The sequence below is a fragment of the Amycolatopsis sp. WAC 04182 genome (assembly GCF_003947465.1).
In the GTDB taxonomy this organism is placed as follows: domain Bacteria; phylum Actinomycetota; class Actinomycetes; order Mycobacteriales; family Pseudonocardiaceae; genus Amycolatopsis.
The window spans coordinates 191,318-207,083 of sequence record NZ_QHJJ01000009.1; the positions used below are offsets into that span (position 1 = coordinate 191,318).

A 15,766-nucleotide genomic window follows, 5' to 3' on the forward strand; every position below is an offset into this window, starting at 1 on the left:
GATTCGGCGCTTGTCCGCCCTTCGGCGATACCTAGACTGGCTGGGTGTTTTCCTTGGAGCAGCTGGTGAGTTTCGTCGCGGTGGCCGAGGAACTGCACTACGGCCGGGCGGCGGAGCGGCTCTCGATGACCCAGCCGCCGTTGAGCAGGCGGATCCAACTGCTGGAGCGCGAACTGGGGGTCGAGCTTTTCGACCGGACGCACCGCGCGGTCCGGTTGACCCCGGCGGGGCGGGTTTTTCTCGCCGAGGCAAGGAAGATCCTTCGTTCGGCACAGGAGGCGACGCTGTACGCCCGGCGGGCGAAGAAGGGCGAGGCCGGGGTCGTCACGCTCGGTTTCACCGCCACGGCGGCGTATTCCTTTCTCGAACGCGTCATCGCCGTGGCGAACGCCGAAGCGCCCGGTGTCGATCTGGTGCTCCGGGAGATGGTGACGGCGGCGCAGGTGGAGGAACTGCTGGCGGGCGGGATCGATCTCGGCATGATCCGGCCGCCGGTCACGGGAGCCGACGTCGTGACCCTGCCGCTGTGGCGGGAGCCGCTGCTGGCGGCGTTGCCGTCGGCGCATCCTTTCGCGCGGCGCAAGAAGAATCCCGACGTCCGCGACTTCGATGGCGAGCCGTTCATCATGTATTCGCCGTCGGACGGCCGCTACTTCCACGACCTGGTCGTGGCGGTGTTCCGCACCGCCCGGGTGCTGCCGGAGTACACGCAGTACCCCTGTCAGGTGCATACGGTGCTCGCGCTGGTGAAGGCGGAACTCGGGGTCGCGCTGGTGCCGGCAGCGGCCGCCGCGCTGCGCTTCGAGGGAGTGGTGCTCCGTCCGGTGGACGGGGTCGAGAACCGCCCGGTCGAACTCGAACTGATGTGGCGGCGGAGCAACGACAATCCGGCGCTCGGCGCGTTGCTCGCCGCCGTCGGCAACCAGGTGCGCCGAGGTCGTCAGTCCACTGTGGACTGAGTGGGCCAGGCGTCGCCCCATTCGGCGTCACGGGCCGCGCGGTAGGCCGGGCCGTGCCGTTTGGTGACGATCGTTTCAGTGAGCCCGGCTCCGGCGCAGAGGGAGAGGCCGACCATGCCCTTGCGTTTGGCCGGATGCCGCAGGATGCGGGCTTCGGCGCGTTCCGGTGCCGTGCGCGACGCGACGACGTAGGAGAACTTCTCGTCCTCGAAGCCGAGCGTCGCGGACTTGAGCTGGCGGTGCAGGCCGGTGCGCGGGAGACGGGCGGAGAAATGGCACCAGTCCTTGCCGCGCGGGATCGGGCACTCGCCCTCGTGGGGACAGGGCGCGACCAGGGAGAGCCCGAGCCCGACGAGCTGATCCCGCGCTTCGACGATCCGTTCGTAGCCGGCGGGGGTGCCGGGTTCGATCAGGACGAGCATCCCGGCCTTCGCCGACAGCCAGCGGACGGCGTCGGCCCGGCGGGCGTCGGGCAGTTCGCCGAGGACATAGGAGAGGGTCACCAGATCGGCCTCCGGCGCGGGCGCGGCCGGGTCGATCAGGCCACGACGCCAGGTCGAGCCCCGGACGGCCTTGCCATCGGCGTTCCCCGCGAGCCGCCGCCCCAGCGCGATCGCGCCCGGGACCTGCTCGACGACGGTGCTCTCCTCCAGCGACGGCCACACGTCGGCCGCCGCCCAGATCGCGGCACCGGTCCCGCCGCCGACGTCGATCTGCGTCCGCGGAGCGAACCCGGGAGCGCGGAGGGCCGCTTCGGCGAGGACGGCGTGTACGGCCGCGTACGTGGCCGGCATCCGGTAGCCCGCGTACGCCGCGATGTCGACCTCGGAAGAGAGGATGGGCGCGCTCGCGGGGTTGTTCTCGCGGTAGCGCGTGCTGAGCCGCTCGACGGACTGCGTCAGCCTGTTCTGCGGGTACTTGCCCAGCTCTTCGTCGAGGGCGGAGCGGAGGGTTTCGGGGAGTGCTGCCACGGGAGCGGATTCTCCCATGCGTGCTTGACCCGCGGTTTTCCGGCTGCTCGAATGATCGCGGAAAAAAGTTCGGGGACCGTGTCGAAACCGGGGATGCCCGATCGACGCGTAGATGTGGCGGGGACGAGCCCCGCCGGGAACGGAGACTTCGAATGCGGTTCATGGTGATTGTCAAGAGCGACGAGAAGACCGACGTGGCCGGTGCGCAGCCGAGCGCCGAGGACCTTCAGGAGATGGGGAAGTTCAACGAGGAACTGGTGAAGGCCGGCGTCATGCTCGCGGGTGAAGGCCTGCTCCCCAGTGCCGAGGGATTCCGCATCCAGTACTCCGGCACCACCGAGGCCAGGGTCGTCGACGGGCCCTTCGCCGAGAGCAAGGAGCTCATCGCGGGTTTCTGGATCCTGCAGGTCAAGGACCGGGCCGAGGTCGTCGAATGGATGAAGCGCGCGCCGTTCCGCGAGGGCGAGATCGAGATCCGCCGGATCGCGGAGATGGAGGACTTCGACAACGCGACCCCGGAGATCGTCGAGCGCGAGCAGAAGCTGCGTGAGCAGGCCGAGGCCAACTAGTGGTTGCGGTCGTCGCGCCGACGATGTTGATTGGTCGGCGTGACGGCAACAGCAGACCCCCGTTCGGCGATCGACGCGGTGTGGCGGATCGAATCGGCCCGCCTCATCGCCGGCCTCGCGCGGATGACGCGCGATGTCGGACTCGCGGAGGAACTGGCGCAGGACGCGCTGGTCGCCGCGCTCGAACAGTGGCCTGAGTCGGGCGTCCCGAGGAATCCGGGCGCCTGGCTCATGACCACGGCGAAACGCCGCGCCGTCGACACCTTCCGGCGCAACGAGCGGTACGAGAAGAAGCTCGGCGAGATCGGCCGCGAGCAGGAGTTCGAGGAGGATCCCGACTTCACCGCGGGGCTCGACGACCATATCGAGGACGATCTGCTGCGGCTGGTGTTCACCGCCTGTCACCCGGTGCTCTCCACCGAGGCCAGGGTGGCGCTGACGCTGAAGATGATCGGCGGGCTCCAGACGCACGAGATCGCGCGGGCGTTCCTCGCCAAGGAGACCGCCATCGCGCAGCGGATCGTCCGGGCGAAGAAGACGCTCGGCGACGCCAAGGTGCCGTTCGAGGTGCCCGAGGGGGAGGACAGGGTCGCGCGCCTGTCTTCGGTGCTGGAGGTCATCTACCTGATCTTCAACGAGGGCTATTCGGCGACGGCCGGCGAGGACTGGATGCGGCCGGCGCTGTGCGAAGAGGCGCTGCGGCTCGGCCGGATCCTGGCCGGGTTGATGCCGAAGGAGCCCGAGGTGCACGGGCTCGTCGCGCTGATGGAGATCCAGGCGTCGCGCTCCGCCGCGCGCGTCGGCCCGAACGGCGAACCCGTGCTGCTGATGGATCAGGACCGGACGAAATGGAACCGGCTCCTGATCGGCCGCGGCCTCGCCGCGCTGGAGCTCGCCGAGTCGCTCGCGGACGGAGCTTTCGGCGTCTACGCGGCGCAGGCCGCCATCGCCGCCTGTCACGCGCGGGCGCGAACGGGCGACGAGACCGACTGGGCCCGCATCGCCGTCCTGTACGAAGGGCTCGGGAAGCTGAACCCGTCGCCGGTGATCGAACTGAACCGCGCCGTGGCGCTGTCGATGGCCGTCGGGCCGGAGGCGGGGCTGGAGGTCGTCGACAAGCTGGTGTCGGAGCCCGCGCTGAAGTCGTACCACCTGCTGCCGAGTGTGCGCGGCGACTTTCTCTCGAAGCTGGGCCGTCTCGACGAGGCCCGCGCCGAATTCGAGCGCGCGGCCGAGATGACCGGGAACGACCGCGAGCGCACCCTGCTGCTGAACCGAGCCGCGGAGTGCACCCTTCGCGATTAGTCCTCTGGATGCGGTAGTGCGTGGTGCGAACCAGCGCGTTCAGAGGACGAAACGCGTCAGGCGGGGGTGGGGCGCAGGGCGCTCAGCGCCCGGTGCTGTCCCAGCCGGACGGCCTGGACGGAGCAGCCGAGCGCCAGCGCGGTGTCGTCGGCGGAAAGCCCGACGAGCGACCGCAGCACCATGATCTCGCGCTGCCTGCCCGGCAGCCCCGAAAGCGGATTCGGCAGTTCGGCGGTGGTCCGGTGGAAGTCGTCGACCAGCCCGCACGTGACGTCGTAGGCGAACCTGAGGAGCGCGGGAGCGCCGGCCGCCCCGGCGAAGATCTCGTGGCAGCTGTCCTTCGCGATCGCGTCGGCGATGTCGTAGGTGCCCGAACGGCGGCCGATCCGCGCCCGGCAGTAGCGCACGACCAGGACGCGGATGGTGTCGACGAGTTTCGAAGCCGTCTCCATCCGTCCCTCGGCCTCCTCCGGCCGCCGTGAACCGTGTCCTCGCATCGGCTCCCTCTCCCACCTTTCAGATGAGCACGGCGGAAGGGGAGGGAGGTACGGTGTTTTTGCCGACACGGGGCATGGTTCAGGCCTCGATGAAGACGATCCGCTCGGGCTCGATCGTCAGGTTCACGGTCTGCCGCTTCACGCTCACCAGGGTCTCGAACTCCGTGGCGTGCCCGTCCGGGACGGTGAACAGGCGGTCGTTGCGGGAATCGAGGAAGTCGGAGAAGCCGCTCAAGGAGACCCCGCCGCTTTCGTCGAGCGCGAGGTAGTCGACGAGCCTGCGGAACAGTTTCGGCAGGATCACCAGTTCGTCGGCCAGTTGCCGCCGCGACGAGAGCTTGAACCCGGAGTTCGTCACGTCCTGAGGCCACAGCCCGAGCCCGTTCTGACGTGCTTTGACCGCCGCTTCGGCCAAGGCGTCACGCAGATCGGGGTAAAGCAGTGAATAGAACGTCGGGTAGACGAGCCCGTCCGCGACCTGCCGGTAGTTCGCGGAGTTCTTCAGCGTTTTGACGTCGAGATGGACCTGGGAAAGGTCCGCCGACCGGCCCGGCCGTTGCCCGGGAAAGGCGAAGGCCACCGCCCGTCCGTATTTGTCGGCGAATCGCGTCAGTATGTGACCGGGTACCTTGATCGGCGTCGACGAAGTGACCGTTCCCCGTTCATCGCGTTCGACCTTCTTGAAGCCGAGTGCCTTCAGCAGGTTCGCCGCGGCGGCGTCCGCGAATTCGGCAGGCTGATGCCACATCCCGCCGGTTCCCCTGGCCTGGTAATGCGTTTCGAGCGCGTCGATCGCGTCGAGCCGCAGTTGCATCCCACCCCGCGAATTGAGCCGGACCTTCAGGCCCGCCTTCTTGGTCGCCTGGGGGTCTTCGGGATAGAACCGGACCGAATCGCCGTCCGGTGAGGCTCCGACGAGCTGGAACGTACCTTTGATCAGCGTCATGGGCATGAGGACAACGGTAGTTCCCATTCCGGTGAACGAACCTGGTGTTCATCCATCCAGCCCAATGGCCGGTAAAGATAAGATGACCACTGTGGACATTCCCGCATTCTCGTTCACGACGGGATCATGAACTCCAGCACGGTCGCCTGCAGTAACGCGATACCCCGACCACGGCGGTCAGCACGACCGACCACAGGAAGGTCTGCCGCAACAGTGCGCCCTCCTGCCCGGACCGCCCGATCGCGGTGGCGCCGATGGACAGGTTCTGCGGCGAGATCATCTTGCCCATCACGCCGCCGGAGGTGTTGGTGGCACCGGCCAGGATGGGGTCGACGTGCAGCTGCTGAGCCGAAATCACCTGCATCGGCCCGAAGAGACTGTTCGTCGACGCGTCCGATCCGGTGAGGAAGACACCGAGCCAGCCGATGTAGGCGGAGAACAACGGGAACAGCACCCCGGTGGTCGCCAGTGCGAGGCCGAGGGTCTGCGTCGCACCCGAGTAGTTCATGACGAACGCGATCGCGAGGATCATGAAGATCGTCGCCAGCGCCCAGCGCATCTGGTGCAGCGTCCGGCGGTAGGTCGCCAGCAGCAGCCGCGGTTTCGCGCCCATCAGGAAACCCGCCGCGATCGCCGCGATCAGGGCCACCGTTCCCGGCGAATAAAGGAAATCGACGGTCAGCGTGGCCGCGTACGGGGTGTCCTTCGGCGTGATCGGCGCGTGCTGGACGACCTCCTTGTGCAGCCCCGGCCATGCGAACACCCAGTCGGCCTTGTGCAGCAGCTTCGTCAGGTCCAGCCATTCGGGCAGGTTCTTGAAGATCGTGCCGATCCGGGAAAGGAAGATCGCCGCGATCAGGACGATGTACGGCGCCCACGCGTACAGCGCGCCGCGTCCGGCCTTCGCCGCGCCGAGGCTCGCCCCGGCCCGCACCGGTTCTTCGCCGTCGAAACGCCAGACCGCCGACGGCTGCCAGAACCGCGTCAAGATCCACAGCGAGGCCATCGCGGCGAGCGCGGCGACGACGTCGACGAGGCTCGGGCTGATGAAGTTCGAGGTGACGAACTGCATGACCGCGAACGACAGCCCGGCCGTCAGCACGGCGGGCCAGACCTCGATCATCCGTTTCCAGCCCGCGAGGACGACGATCAGGAACCCGGGAACGATCAGCGCCAGGAACGGGAGCTGGCGGCCGACCATCGCCGAGAACAGTTCCGTCGCCTGCTCCTGTTTCAGGTCGAGGATCGGCGCGGTCAGCCTGCCCAGCACGATCAGCGGATTGCCGAGGCCGCCGAACGCGACCGGCGCGGTGTTCGCCAGCAACGCGAGCACGACCGCCTTCACCGGCGGGAAACCGAGCGCGGCCATCATCGCCGCGGTGATCGCGATCGGCGAGCCGCCGCCCGCGATCCCTTCCAGCAGCGCGCCGAAACCGAACGCGATCAGCAGCGCCTGGAGGCGGCGGTCCTCGCTGAACCCGGCGAGGACCGCCTTGATGTCGTCGAATCGTCCCGTCGCGACGGTGACCTTGTGGAAGTACACGGCGTGGAACGCGATCCAGGCCACCGACCACACCCCGAACACCAGCCCCATGGCCGCGGAATCGAAGGCGAGCCCGGCGGGCATGCGGTACAGCAGAACCGCGACCAGCAGCGCGGTGATCAGCGCCAGCGCCGCGGAGAGATGGGCGGATCTGCGCAGGACTCCCAGCGTCACCAGCAGCACGACGATCGGCAGCGCCGCCAGCGCGGCGGACACCCACAGCCCGCCCGCCGGCTGGTAGTCCTGGATCCAGCCCACATCAGCCCCTTTGCGCGCGGACGTAACCCAGCCGGAGCGACAACGCGGCCGCGGTGCCCGCCACCGTCGCGCCCAGTTCGTCGGTGCGGCGGAGCACCCGGCCGGCGGGGCCCGCGATGCTGATCGCGGCGATCGGCCGTCCGGTGTGGTCGCGGACGGCGGCGGCCACGCAGCCCACGTCCGGTTCGTTCTCGACGTCGTCCACGGCCCAGCCGCGCCGGCTCGTCCTGGCCAGGTCGTCGAGGAGCCGGGCAGGATCGTTGATCGTCTTGAGCGTGAGACTGTCGAGTTTCATCCGCCGGATGCGTTCGACACGGTCCTGTTCGGGCAGTGCCGCCAGCCACGCCTTGCCCAGCGACGTCGCGTGCTGAGGGCGGCGGGTGCCGAGACGGCAGGCCAGGGTGACGGCGTTGGCGCTGCGTTCGGTGGCGACGTAGACCATCGTGTCGTTGTCCGGCACGGCGAGATACGTCGTCTCGCCGCTGCGTTCGGCGAGCGACGCGAGATAGCGCGGCGCACAGCGGTGGAGATCGGTCGCCGCCATCGCGCGGGCGCCGAGTTCGACCAGCCGGGTGCCGAGCCGCACGCGGCCGGTGGCGCGATCGGCTTCGAGGTATTCGAGGTTCTTGAGGGTGCCGACGATGCGGTACGCGGCGCTCCGGGAGAGACCCAGTTGCCTGGCGATCGCGTTGGTGGAAATCTCCTGGTTCTGACCGACATGCTCGAGAACCGCGAGCCCGCGCTCGAGTGTGCCACTGGAATCCAGGCCGCGTGGTGTGCCCACTTCGCCCTCCGTTGGGGACCGGGGTACCGATGGACGGCACCTGTTTCCGCTAAGCGGATTCGGACGTTAACAGCTCGCCCGACCCTTGGGAAGGTTTCTTAACAAACTGGCGACCGGACAAGTTTTCCCAGTTCGGAGGCTTCTCGTCAAGATCACCGATTTGGACCAATCCGGTCGGCTGATCAGAATCGGTGTATGACTTCAAGGGGTCGTTCTTTTGTTCACGGATATGAACGAACCCCCGCCGGAAAATCGCGGCGAGGGTTCGGCGTGAAGTGCGTTTCTAACGCACAGACAGATTCGCGACCGCTCGGACGACGGCGGTGCAGCGGTCTTCGACGTAAGCCAGCCCGGCTTCTTCGGCGATCCGGCGGGACTCGGCGGAGACGATGCCCTGTTGCAGCCAGAGCGCCTTCGCGCCGATCGCGACGGCCTGTTCGGCGATCGGCGGGGTGTCCTCGGACGGCCGGAAGACGTCGACGATGTCGACCGGCTCCGGGATGTCGGTGAGCGAGCGGTAGACCTTCTCGCCCAGCAGCTCGTCGGCCGTGGGATGGACGGGGATGATCCGGAACCCGTGTGCCTGCAGCACGGCGGCGACCCCGTGCGAGGCCTTGGCCGGATCGCGGCTCAGCCCCACGACGGCGATCGTCTTCGATCCGGCGAGGATCTCGGTGGCGCGATCGGTCATACCGGGTTCAACGACGGCGGGTGGCCGCGCATTCCTACAGCTTCCAGAGCCGCAGGCCCCGCACCCGGTACACCGGCCAGACGACGTGCCAGGCGCGGCGGCGCAGGAAGACCGCGGAACAGGTGAGCACGCTGCGCGCGGACGTCGTCGCGACGTCGTGGCGGTCCGGCCAGCTCTCGCCGTGCCGCCCGGCGGCGATCCGGAAGACGTTGACCAGGCCGCGGCCCTGCAGGTCGAATTTCGCCCCCGTGTCACCGGAATCCGGGGTGAGGGAAGCGATCTCCGGACCGAACGCGGCGGCGGGCGCCGGCCCCGCGTCGGCCGGGAGGTCACCGACGGTCGCCGAGACCGCCTTGCCGTAGAGACGGCGGGTGTAGCGCTGGAGCAGCAGCCGCTCCCACAGCGGCAGGACACGGCGGTGCTTCAGCAGCGCCGAACACTCCGCGTGCCCGATGGCGAAGATGTCAGTCAGCTCGTCGTAGGCGTTGTGCGCGGTGGGCTCGTTGAGGTGCACCCGCACCTCGTAGCGGATACGCGCGGTGAGCTCGTCGAGCTCTTCGCGGCGGTCGATCCTGGCCTTCGCCCGTGAGAGCGTCCAATCGGACATGGGAGCAGGCTAGGTGATGATCGGGGTCGTGCGAGACCCTTTCGGCCTAATCTCTTCGTACCGGCCAGTGGAACGGGCGTCTTGTGCGGGCACAGGCGACGGGGCAGAGTTCGGCTGTCGGAAGGAGCCCATGGACGCCAGCACGCTGCAGGAGGCCGCGGCCGCGCTGCTCAGCGCGTACGAGACCGGCAAGCCGATCGCGCCCCTCATCGAGACGTACCCCGCCGCGACCCTGGAGGACGCGTACCGCATCCAGCAGCGGCTCGTCCGCCACTGGGCCGAACGCGGCGACGAGGTGCGCGGGCACAAGGTCGGTCTCGCGTCCGCCGCCATGCAGCGGCAGATGGGCGTCGACCAGCCCGACTACGGCCATCTGACCGCCTCGATGTTCCACCTCGAACACCAGCCGATCCCGATCGGCGGCTTCCTGCAGCCGAGGATCGAGCCGGAGATCGCGTTCGTGCTCGGCTCGCGGTTGCGCGGCCCCGGCGTCACGGTGGCGGACGCGCTGCGGGCGGTGGACTTCGTCGTCCCGGCGCTGGAGATCGTCGATTCCCGTATCCAGGACTGGAAGATCAGCATCGTCGACACGATCGCGGACAACGCGTCCTCGGGCGGTGTCGTCCTCGGCAGCAGGCCGACCGCGATCGGCGACATCGACCTGCGGCTGGTGGGTTGTGTCCTGCATCAGAACGGCGAGATCGCCGCGACCGGGGCGGGCGGCGCGGTGCTCGGCTCGCCGGTGAACGCGCTGGTGTGGCTCGCGAACACGGTCGGACCGCTCGGTGTCGCGCTCGAACCGGGGCACGTCGTGCTGCCGGGTTCGATGACGCGGGCGATCCCGGTGAGCCCCGGTGACACCGTCGTGGCGACGATGGCGGGGCTCGGCAGTGTCACCGCGAAGTTCTCCGGGGAGGAACGGCCGTGAGCCTTGGTGTGCGGGAGGCGGCGGAAGCGCTGCTGTCCGGGGAAGAACGCGAGCCACTGACGGACACATGGCCCGCTTTGGACGTCGATACCGCTTATGCGATCCAGGACGAGGCCCTGCGGCTCCGGCGGGCGCGCGGTGAGACGGTGATCGGCGTCAAGCTGGGTTTGACCTCGCGCGCGACGCAGCGGCGGATGGGGATCGACTCGCCGTTGCTCGCGTGGCTGACCGACGCGATGGTGCTGCCGGCCGGCGTCCCGGTGCCGTCGCTGATCCACCCGCGCGCGGAACCCGAGCTGGTCTTCGTGCTGGGTGAGCGGCTCGCGGGCCCCGGTGTCACCGCGGCGACCGCGATGGCGGCGGTGGACCGGGTCCACGGCGGCATCGAGATCGTCGACAGCCGCTACCGCGACTACCGGGGCAAACTCCCGGACGTCGTGGCGGACAACGGTTTCTCGGCGTATTTCACGCTGGGCCCGGTCGGCGTCGAACCGTCCACAGTGGATCTTTCGCTGGAGGCGGCACTGCTGGAGGTCGACGGTGCCATCGTCGACACCGCCACCGGCGCGGCCGTACAGGGGCATCCGGCGGAAGCGCTGGCGCTGGCGGCCAACACCCTCGGCGCGCGAGGGCTCGCGCTGGAGCCGGGCTGGATCGTGCTCACCGGCGGGATGACCGACGCGGTCGACGTGCGCCCGGGTTCACGGGTGGCGGCGCATTTCTCGCATCTGGGCTCGATCACGCTCGCCGGGTCTTGACGTCGGCGCGGTCGGCCGTCCGGACCAGACCGCGCGTCAGCCGGGGCCAGATCGCGCGCGGCAGGTCGTGCCCCATCCCGGGGACGATGTCCACTTCGGACTCTCGCAGCGCGCGGGCCGTCGCCCGGCCGCCGGAAACGTGCACGAGCGGATCCTTCGAACCGTGCACGACCAATGCGGGCACTTCCACCTTCCGCAACGCGCGGAAGCGATCCCGGCTCGCGACGATCGCCGCCAGCTGCCGCGCGGTCCCGCCGGGATTGACGCCACGATCGTAGGACCGTTCCGCGCGTTCCCGCATCCGCGCCTCGTCGAAGGGGTAACCGGGCGAGCCGATGACGCGGAAGGTGCGCACCAGGGAATCGACGTACTCCTCGCGGCCGCGCGGGGGCGCCGAAAGCATCATCGCCATCGCCTTGGCGCTCGGCCGCCCGACGAACCGGTTGCCGGTGGTCGACATGATCGACGTCAGCGACCGCACCCGCGACGGATACTCGATGGCCAGCGTCTGCGCGACCATCCCGCCCATCGACGCGCCCACGACATGCGCGCTCCCGACGCCGAGTTCGGTCAGCAGTCCGGCGGCGTCACCCGCCATGTCCGCCAGGGAGTACGGCGCCGTGCGCAGGGCGTACGCGAGCGGCAGGTTCACCCGGCCGGACATCCGGCTGGACCGGCCGGCGTCCCGGTTGTCGTAGCGGATGACGTGGAACCCCTCGGCCGCGAGGCTCTCGCAGAGTTCGTCGTCCCACCAGATCATCTGCGACGCCAAACCCATGATCATCAGCAACGGCCTGCCGTCCGGCGGACCGAACGTCTCGTGGCACAGCTGGATGCCGTTCACTTCGGCGATCTTCTCCGGCATCAGGACAGTGTGACCGGCCAGGGCGAAAAGAGCTACGCGTCCTCGATGTGGACGGCTTGGCTCTCCGGCCCGGCGGCTCGCTGCGTGCCCTCGTCTTCGGCGATCTCTTCCGGCTCGGTGTCGCCCGGCTCGCCGCCGTCGGGCCTGCTGAGCTGGACGGCCTCGTCGGCGGCGTCGGCCGGGCTCGGGCCGTCGGCTGCTTCGCGGTCTTCCTGGTCGGACATGCTTCCTCCGGTGGATCGGGTCCTTGCCGTCCACCGGTTACCCGCTCACTCGCCGCGATACGCACGGGCTTGGATTTCGTAAAGCTCGTGGTATAGGCCTCCTTCCTCGATGAGTTCGGCGTGCGTGCCCTGCTCGATCAGCCGTCCTTTCTCCAGTACCAGGATCCGGTCCGCGGAGCGGATGTTGGCCAGCCGATGGGTCACCAGGATCGTCGTGCGCCTGCCCGCCCCGGAAACGCTCGCGTGCCTCAGCCCCGCGAAGACCCGGGCCTCGGCCTTCGCGTCGAGCGCGGCCGTCGGCTCGTCGGCGACCAGGACTGCGGCGTCGCGATAGATCCCGCGGGCGATGCCCATCCGCTGCCATTGCCCGCCCGAAAGGTCCTGCCCGTCGTTGAACTTCTTGGACAGCACCGTTTTCTCCTTGGCGGGCAAGGAATCGATCACTTCGTCGGCGCCGGAGGAGGTGATCGCGTCCTGCCACGCGGCGCGCTCCGGGTCTTCCCGGCCGAGCCTGCCGACGGTCACGTTGTGCTCCGCCGTCATCGGCCATTCGGCGGGATCCTGGGCGATGACGGCGATGTTGGCATGCACCGACTCGTGATCGGCACCGGCGAGATCGACGTCGTCCCAGTACACCTGCCCCTCCGAAGGCGGATAGAGCCCGGTGAGGAGCTTGCCCAGCGTGGTCTTGCCCGAACCGTTCTCCCCGACGAGGGCGATCACCTCGCCGCGCCGGATGGTCAGCGAAACCTCGCGCAGCGCGGGGTTCTGCTGTCCGGGATAGGTGAAGCCGACGTTCTCCAGCCGGATCTCCGCCGGATCCGGCGGAGCGGCGACCCCGTCCTTCACCGGACCGCGTTTCCCGGATTCCACCAGCAGCCGGTGGAAGAAGGCGATGTAGAACGACTCCTCGTACAGGGAGTTCACCGCGTGCATCGTGATGGACAGCGAATTCGACGCCGTCCGCATGGCGAGCGCGGCCGTGCCGGCGAGGGCGAGTTCCATCTGCCCGGTGTAGAGCAGGAGACCGAGCACCAGATACGCGATCGCGGTGCCCACTCCGGCCGCCGCGCGCCCGGTCAGGCGGACCATGTTGCTGCGATGCGCGAGCCGGACCTCTTCGCGCATCAGGCTGTCGGTGATCCGCCGGTACTCCCCGAGCAACGGCTCCTGGAGGGTGAGGGCGTGCCGTTCGAGCGCGAACTCGCGCCACGTCGCGACCTCCTCGACGATCCCTTTCCGGATGTTGCGGCCGACAGTGTCGAGATAGTGCCGGTAGTTCAGCTTCGCGACCTTCGCCGCCGCCCAGCCGTCGGCCACCGCCGCGAGCAGCAGCACCGGCGCGAGCCACGGATTGAGCAGACCCGCCGCCACCAGCGCGGCGACCAGCGAGATCAGCGCCGACGTCAGGTCCGCGAGCCAGCGCAGGCTCATCTCGATCGACCGGACCCCGTACCGCGCGCCCTGCCTCGCCAGCTCCCGGAAATCGGCGTCCTCGAAGGCCAGGAGACGGACGCGGACCATCGCGGCGGTGACCTCGTCGCCCGCCGAAGTCACGACCCGCGGCCGGAGCGCGCCCTCGACTGCGGCCACCGCCGTGTCGAGCAGCGCTCGCAAGGCGTACGTGCCGACGACGATCAGCAGCGCGGGCAGCGATTGCAGCACCCTGTCCGGCGTCGGCCCGTTCTCCAGCAGCGCGATGAACACGTTCGCCGTGGCCAGCAGGCCGAACGCCGTGACACAGCCGGAAAGGAGGTGGACGACGCCGGCGAGCAGGGTCAGCCGCGGCGACGTCCGCCAGGCCAGGCGCAGCACGATGGCCACGGCGGACGGGAGCGTGCGGATGGCCTTGACCATCCCCGCGGCGGCCACGGTCTCGTCGACCGTGGCCCATTCGGGCATCTTGATGTTCTCGACCCCGATCAGGGGCACGGTCGCTTCGGGCACCCCTCCTTCTCTACGCGTACCCACCGACATTTTTGAGAGCCGAAGGGGTGCGAAGGCCGGGTGGCCGAGTGGTAGCAAAGGTCCCTTGCTCCCTCAGGTGACTGTGTGGGTTTTGGGACGTCAGATGTCCCAAAACCCACACGGTCGGTCAGGGGCGTTACACAGGGTGAGGGGTGTGTGGAAATAGGGACACTCAATGTCTCTATTTCCGCACACCCACCTGTCGTCGGGCCAGTCACGCCTCGCGGTAGCAAAGGTCCCTTGCTCCCTCAGGTGACTGTGTGGATTTCGGGTCATCCAACGCCCCAAAATCCACACGGTCGGCCGGCGCCCCTCCGGTCACGCCGAGCAGGACCAAAGGTCCCTTCATCTCGCGCCCGCCATGGTCTACGCTCTCGCTAGAGCGATCTATCAAGTCGCAAAGGGGGCGAACATGGAAACTCTGCAAGACCGGGGACTCACCGCGTTACGGCTGATCCTCGCCTTCACGCTGCTGTCCACCACGCTGCACTACGCGCACAACGTGATCCGGGCTGCGGACTATCCGCAGGTCGAAGGGATTTCCGTCGGCATGGCCGCCACCCTGGTCGTCGTCGCGTACGTCCTCTTCACCGTGTTCGGCGTGCTCGGCTACCGCGACTACCTGCGCGGACGCTATTGGCGGGCGCTCGCCTTCCTGATGGTCTACTCGCTCTCCGGTCTCGCGAGCCTCGGGCACTTCCTGGTCGCCGTGCCGCAGATCCCGGCCTTTTGGTTCGCCACGATCTACACCGACACGGCCGCCGCGCTGGCGCTGTGGGCGTTCGTGACCTGGGCGGCGACGAAACTCAACCGGGTACCCGTGCGCACGGCCTAGCCGCCATAAGTGATGCCGTGGGGCGCGGCGACTTTGTTGATCTTCGCCGGATCGATCGCACCGTCGGTGAAGACGGCAGGGCCTGCCTCGAACAGGTCCTCCAGATAGTGCTCCCAGCCGCCGGGGGACGAGATCTGCAGAACGCGCGGCGGTTCGGAGACTCGACGCAGGGCGTGGGGGACGCCGCGCGGCAGCAGGACGAAGGTGCCCTTCGTCGCGATGTGGCTCTCGTCGTCGAACTCGATCCCGAGTTCGCCTTCGAGGACGTAGATGCACTCGTCGGCCTCGTGATGCACGTGCCGCGGGATGTCCATGGCGAGGGTGACCTCGAGCAACGAGAACCTGGTCTCGGTGTCCTCGGTCATCGCCTTGACGCTGAACGCGGACGGCAGCCGCACGCGGCCGGGGCGGGCCTCGCCGGGCTTGAGCAGGAGGAATCGGTCCTTCGACATGCTATGCTTCCCTTCATTCGGAAACGGACTCCGTTTCCACTTAATCCGAGGGAGGGCAGCTTGTCAACCAAGCCGCGAGCCGACGCGGAACGCAATCGGACCCGGGTGGTCGATGCCGCGCGCGCGTTGTTCGTCGAACGCGGGGACGACGTGCAGATGCCGGAGATCGCCCGCGCGGCAGGCGTCGGCGTGGGGACGGTGTACCGGCACTTCCCGGATCGCCAGGCGCTGGTCGAGGCCGCGGCGGAACATCGCTTCGCGGAGATCGAGGAGTACGCCCGGGCGCGCTGCTTCGGTGAAAGCTCCGGCCTGGAGCGCTATCTCCGGTTTGTGGGCGAGCTGTTGTCCCGCGATCGCGGGCTCACCGCGGCCATCGACTCGGCCCGCGGGCGGCCCGGAAGCGAGCCGCGCGGTACCGCTCGCGAGCGGCTGGAAACCGTGGTCGCCGAAATCATCGCCCACGATCAAGCGGCCGGACTCCTCCGTTCGGACTGCACGGTCGCCGACGTCTATCTCCTGGTCGGCGCCCTGTCGTCCGTCATCCGCAAGGGTGGTGACTGGGCTCGTTTCCTCGACCTGCTCCGTGACCAACTTTCTACATAACAT

General features: G+C 68.6%; 17 protein-coding genes and 1 pseudogene. 7 read left to right on the top strand and 11 right to left on the bottom strand.

Going from position 1 to position 15,766, the window contains the following annotated elements; genetic code table 11:
* Positions 1–44: 44 nt before the first annotated feature.
* Positions 45–959: a LysR substrate-binding domain-containing protein gene (locus DMH01_RS38295; protein ID WP_125683684.1), complete on the top strand. Its 915-nt coding sequence runs from the start codon at positions 45–47 to the stop codon at positions 957–959.
* Here the strand turns inward: DMH01_RS38295 and DMH01_RS38300 are convergent.
* The gene (locus tag DMH01_RS38300) at positions 941–1,948 is read right to left on the bottom strand and encodes a small ribosomal subunit Rsm22 family protein (protein WP_125683686.1); all 1,008 of its coding nucleotides are present in this window, start codon (positions 1,946–1,948) and stop codon (positions 941–943) included. The two genes, DMH01_RS38295 and DMH01_RS38300, sit on opposite strands and share 19 nt — an antisense overlap.
* Before the next feature lie 134 nt (positions 1,949–2,082).
* Between DMH01_RS38300 and DMH01_RS38305 the strand changes: the two genes are divergently transcribed.
* Complete coding sequence (locus DMH01_RS38305; protein WP_125683688.1) at positions 2,083–2,499, top strand: YciI family protein; 417 nt, start codon at positions 2,083–2,085, stop codon at positions 2,497–2,499.
* Between the two features lie 30 nt (positions 2,500–2,529).
* Complete coding sequence (locus DMH01_RS38310) at positions 2,530–3,804, top strand: RNA polymerase sigma factor (protein WP_125683689.1); 1,275 nt, start codon at positions 2,530–2,532, stop codon at positions 3,802–3,804.
* A gap of 56 nt (positions 3,805–3,860) precedes the next feature.
* Here DMH01_RS38310 and DMH01_RS38315 read toward each other — a convergent pair whose 3' ends face one another.
* The 6 genes and pseudogenes from DMH01_RS38315 to DMH01_RS38340 all read right to left on the bottom strand — a co-directional run bounded on the left by DMH01_RS38315 (position 3,861) and on the right by DMH01_RS38340 (position 9,130).
* Entirely contained in the window at positions 3,861–4,256 is a 396-nt protein-coding gene (locus DMH01_RS38315) for a sigma factor-like helix-turn-helix DNA-binding protein (RefSeq protein ID WP_125683691.1), read from the bottom strand.
* Positions 4,257–4,380: 124 nt separating this feature from the next.
* Positions 4,381–5,253, bottom strand: coding sequence for a nuclease (locus DMH01_RS38320; protein WP_125683693.1), 873 nt, complete (start codon positions 5,251–5,253; stop codon positions 4,381–4,383).
* Between the two features lie 107 nt (positions 5,254–5,360).
* Positions 5,361–7,048 (bottom strand): annotated as a pseudogene (locus tag DMH01_RS38325) (L-lactate permease).
* Between the two features lies 1 nt (position 7,049).
* Positions 7,050–7,832, bottom strand: a complete 783-nt coding sequence (locus DMH01_RS38330) for an IclR family transcriptional regulator (RefSeq protein WP_005165190.1) — start codon at positions 7,830–7,832, stop codon at positions 7,050–7,052.
* A 283-nt stretch (positions 7,833–8,115) separates the two neighbouring features.
* On the bottom strand, positions 8,116–8,523 hold the full coding sequence (locus DMH01_RS38335; RefSeq protein ID WP_125683697.1) for a CoA-binding protein: 408 nt from the start codon (positions 8,521–8,523) through the stop codon (positions 8,116–8,118).
* 34 nt (positions 8,524–8,557) lie between these two features.
* A complete protein-coding gene (locus DMH01_RS38340) occupies positions 8,558–9,130 on the bottom strand; it encodes a hypothetical protein (RefSeq protein ID WP_125683699.1) in 573 nt (190 codons plus the stop codon).
* A gap of 130 nt (positions 9,131–9,260) precedes the next feature.
* Between DMH01_RS38340 and DMH01_RS38345 the strand changes: the two genes are divergently transcribed.
* Positions 9,261–10,058 (top strand): 2-keto-4-pentenoate hydratase, encoded by a 798-nt coding sequence (locus DMH01_RS38345; protein WP_125683701.1) that lies wholly within the window; start codon positions 9,261–9,263, stop codon positions 10,056–10,058.
* Complete coding sequence (locus tag DMH01_RS38350) at positions 10,055–10,816, top strand: 2-keto-4-pentenoate hydratase (protein WP_199745783.1); 762 nt, start codon at positions 10,055–10,057, stop codon at positions 10,814–10,816. Before DMH01_RS38345 ends, DMH01_RS38350 begins: the two co-directional genes overlap by 4 nt.
* Here the strand turns inward: DMH01_RS38350 and DMH01_RS38355 are convergent.
* The 3 genes from DMH01_RS38355 to DMH01_RS38365 are packed head-to-tail and all read right to left on the bottom strand — an operon-like array spanning position 10,797 to position 13,852.
* Entirely contained in the window at positions 10,797–11,681 is an 885-nt protein-coding gene (locus tag DMH01_RS38355) for an alpha/beta fold hydrolase (protein WP_125683703.1), read from the bottom strand. The genes DMH01_RS38350 and DMH01_RS38355 overlap by 20 nt on opposite strands.
* A 32-nt stretch (positions 11,682–11,713) precedes the next feature.
* A complete protein-coding gene (locus DMH01_RS38360; protein ID WP_125683705.1) occupies positions 11,714–11,905 on the bottom strand; it encodes a hypothetical protein in 192 nt (63 codons plus the stop codon).
* A gap of 45 nt (positions 11,906–11,950) precedes the next feature.
* Positions 11,951–13,852 (bottom strand): ABC transporter ATP-binding protein, encoded by a 1,902-nt coding sequence (locus DMH01_RS38365; RefSeq protein WP_199745784.1) that lies wholly within the window; start codon positions 13,850–13,852, stop codon positions 11,951–11,953.
* A 433-nt stretch (positions 13,853–14,285) separates the two neighbouring features.
* Between DMH01_RS38365 and DMH01_RS38370 the strand changes: the two genes are divergently transcribed.
* Positions 14,286–14,708 (top strand): hypothetical protein, encoded by a 423-nt coding sequence (locus DMH01_RS38370; RefSeq protein ID WP_125683709.1) that lies wholly within the window; start codon positions 14,286–14,288, stop codon positions 14,706–14,708.
* Here the strand turns inward: DMH01_RS38370 and DMH01_RS38375 are convergent.
* Positions 14,705–15,160, bottom strand: coding sequence for a cupin domain-containing protein (locus tag DMH01_RS38375; protein WP_125683711.1), 456 nt, complete (start codon positions 15,158–15,160; stop codon positions 14,705–14,707). The genes DMH01_RS38370 and DMH01_RS38375 overlap by 4 nt on opposite strands.
* 60 nt (positions 15,161–15,220) lie before the next feature.
* Here DMH01_RS38375 and DMH01_RS38380 point away from each other — a divergent pair, with 60 nt between their 5' ends.
* On the top strand, positions 15,221–15,763 hold the full coding sequence (locus DMH01_RS38380; RefSeq protein WP_233621845.1) for a TetR/AcrR family transcriptional regulator: 543 nt from the start codon (positions 15,221–15,223) through the stop codon (positions 15,761–15,763).
* Positions 15,764–15,766: the final 3 nt, after the last annotated feature.

Excerpts from the sequence above, each read along its gene's own strand:
- DMH01_RS38300 (WP_125683686.1), bottom strand. The coding sequence starts at position 1,948 with ATGGGAGAATCCGCTCCCGTGGCAGCACTCCCCGAAACCCTCCGCTCC.
- DMH01_RS38305 (WP_125683688.1), top strand. The coding sequence starts at position 2,083 with ATGCGGTTCATGGTGATTGTCAAGAGCGACGAGAAGACCGACGTGGCC.
- DMH01_RS38315 (WP_125683691.1), bottom strand. The coding sequence starts at position 4,256 with ATGGAGACGGCTTCGAAACTCGTCGACACCATCCGCGTCCTGGTCGTG.
- DMH01_RS38320 (WP_125683693.1), bottom strand. The coding sequence starts at position 5,253 with ATGCCCATGACGCTGATCAAAGGTACGTTCCAGCTCGTCGGAGCCTCA.
- DMH01_RS38335 (WP_125683697.1), bottom strand. The coding sequence starts at position 8,523 with ATGACCGATCGCGCCACCGAGATCCTCGCCGGATCGAAGACGATCGCC.
- DMH01_RS38340 (WP_125683699.1), bottom strand. The coding sequence starts at position 9,130 with ATGTCCGATTGGACGCTCTCACGGGCGAAGGCCAGGATCGACCGCCGC.
- DMH01_RS38345 (WP_125683701.1), top strand. The coding sequence starts at position 9,261 with ATGGACGCCAGCACGCTGCAGGAGGCCGCGGCCGCGCTGCTCAGCGCG.
- DMH01_RS38355 (WP_125683703.1), bottom strand. The coding sequence starts at position 11,681 with ATGCCGGAGAAGATCGCCGAAGTGAACGGCATCCAGCTGTGCCACGAG.
- DMH01_RS38360 (WP_125683705.1), bottom strand. The coding sequence starts at position 11,905 with ATGTCCGACCAGGAAGACCGCGAAGCAGCCGACGGCCCGAGCCCGGCC.
- DMH01_RS38370 (WP_125683709.1), top strand. The coding sequence starts at position 14,286 with ATGGAAACTCTGCAAGACCGGGGACTCACCGCGTTACGGCTGATCCTC.
- DMH01_RS38375 (WP_125683711.1), bottom strand. The coding sequence starts at position 15,160 with ATGTCGAAGGACCGATTCCTCCTGCTCAAGCCCGGCGAGGCCCGCCCC.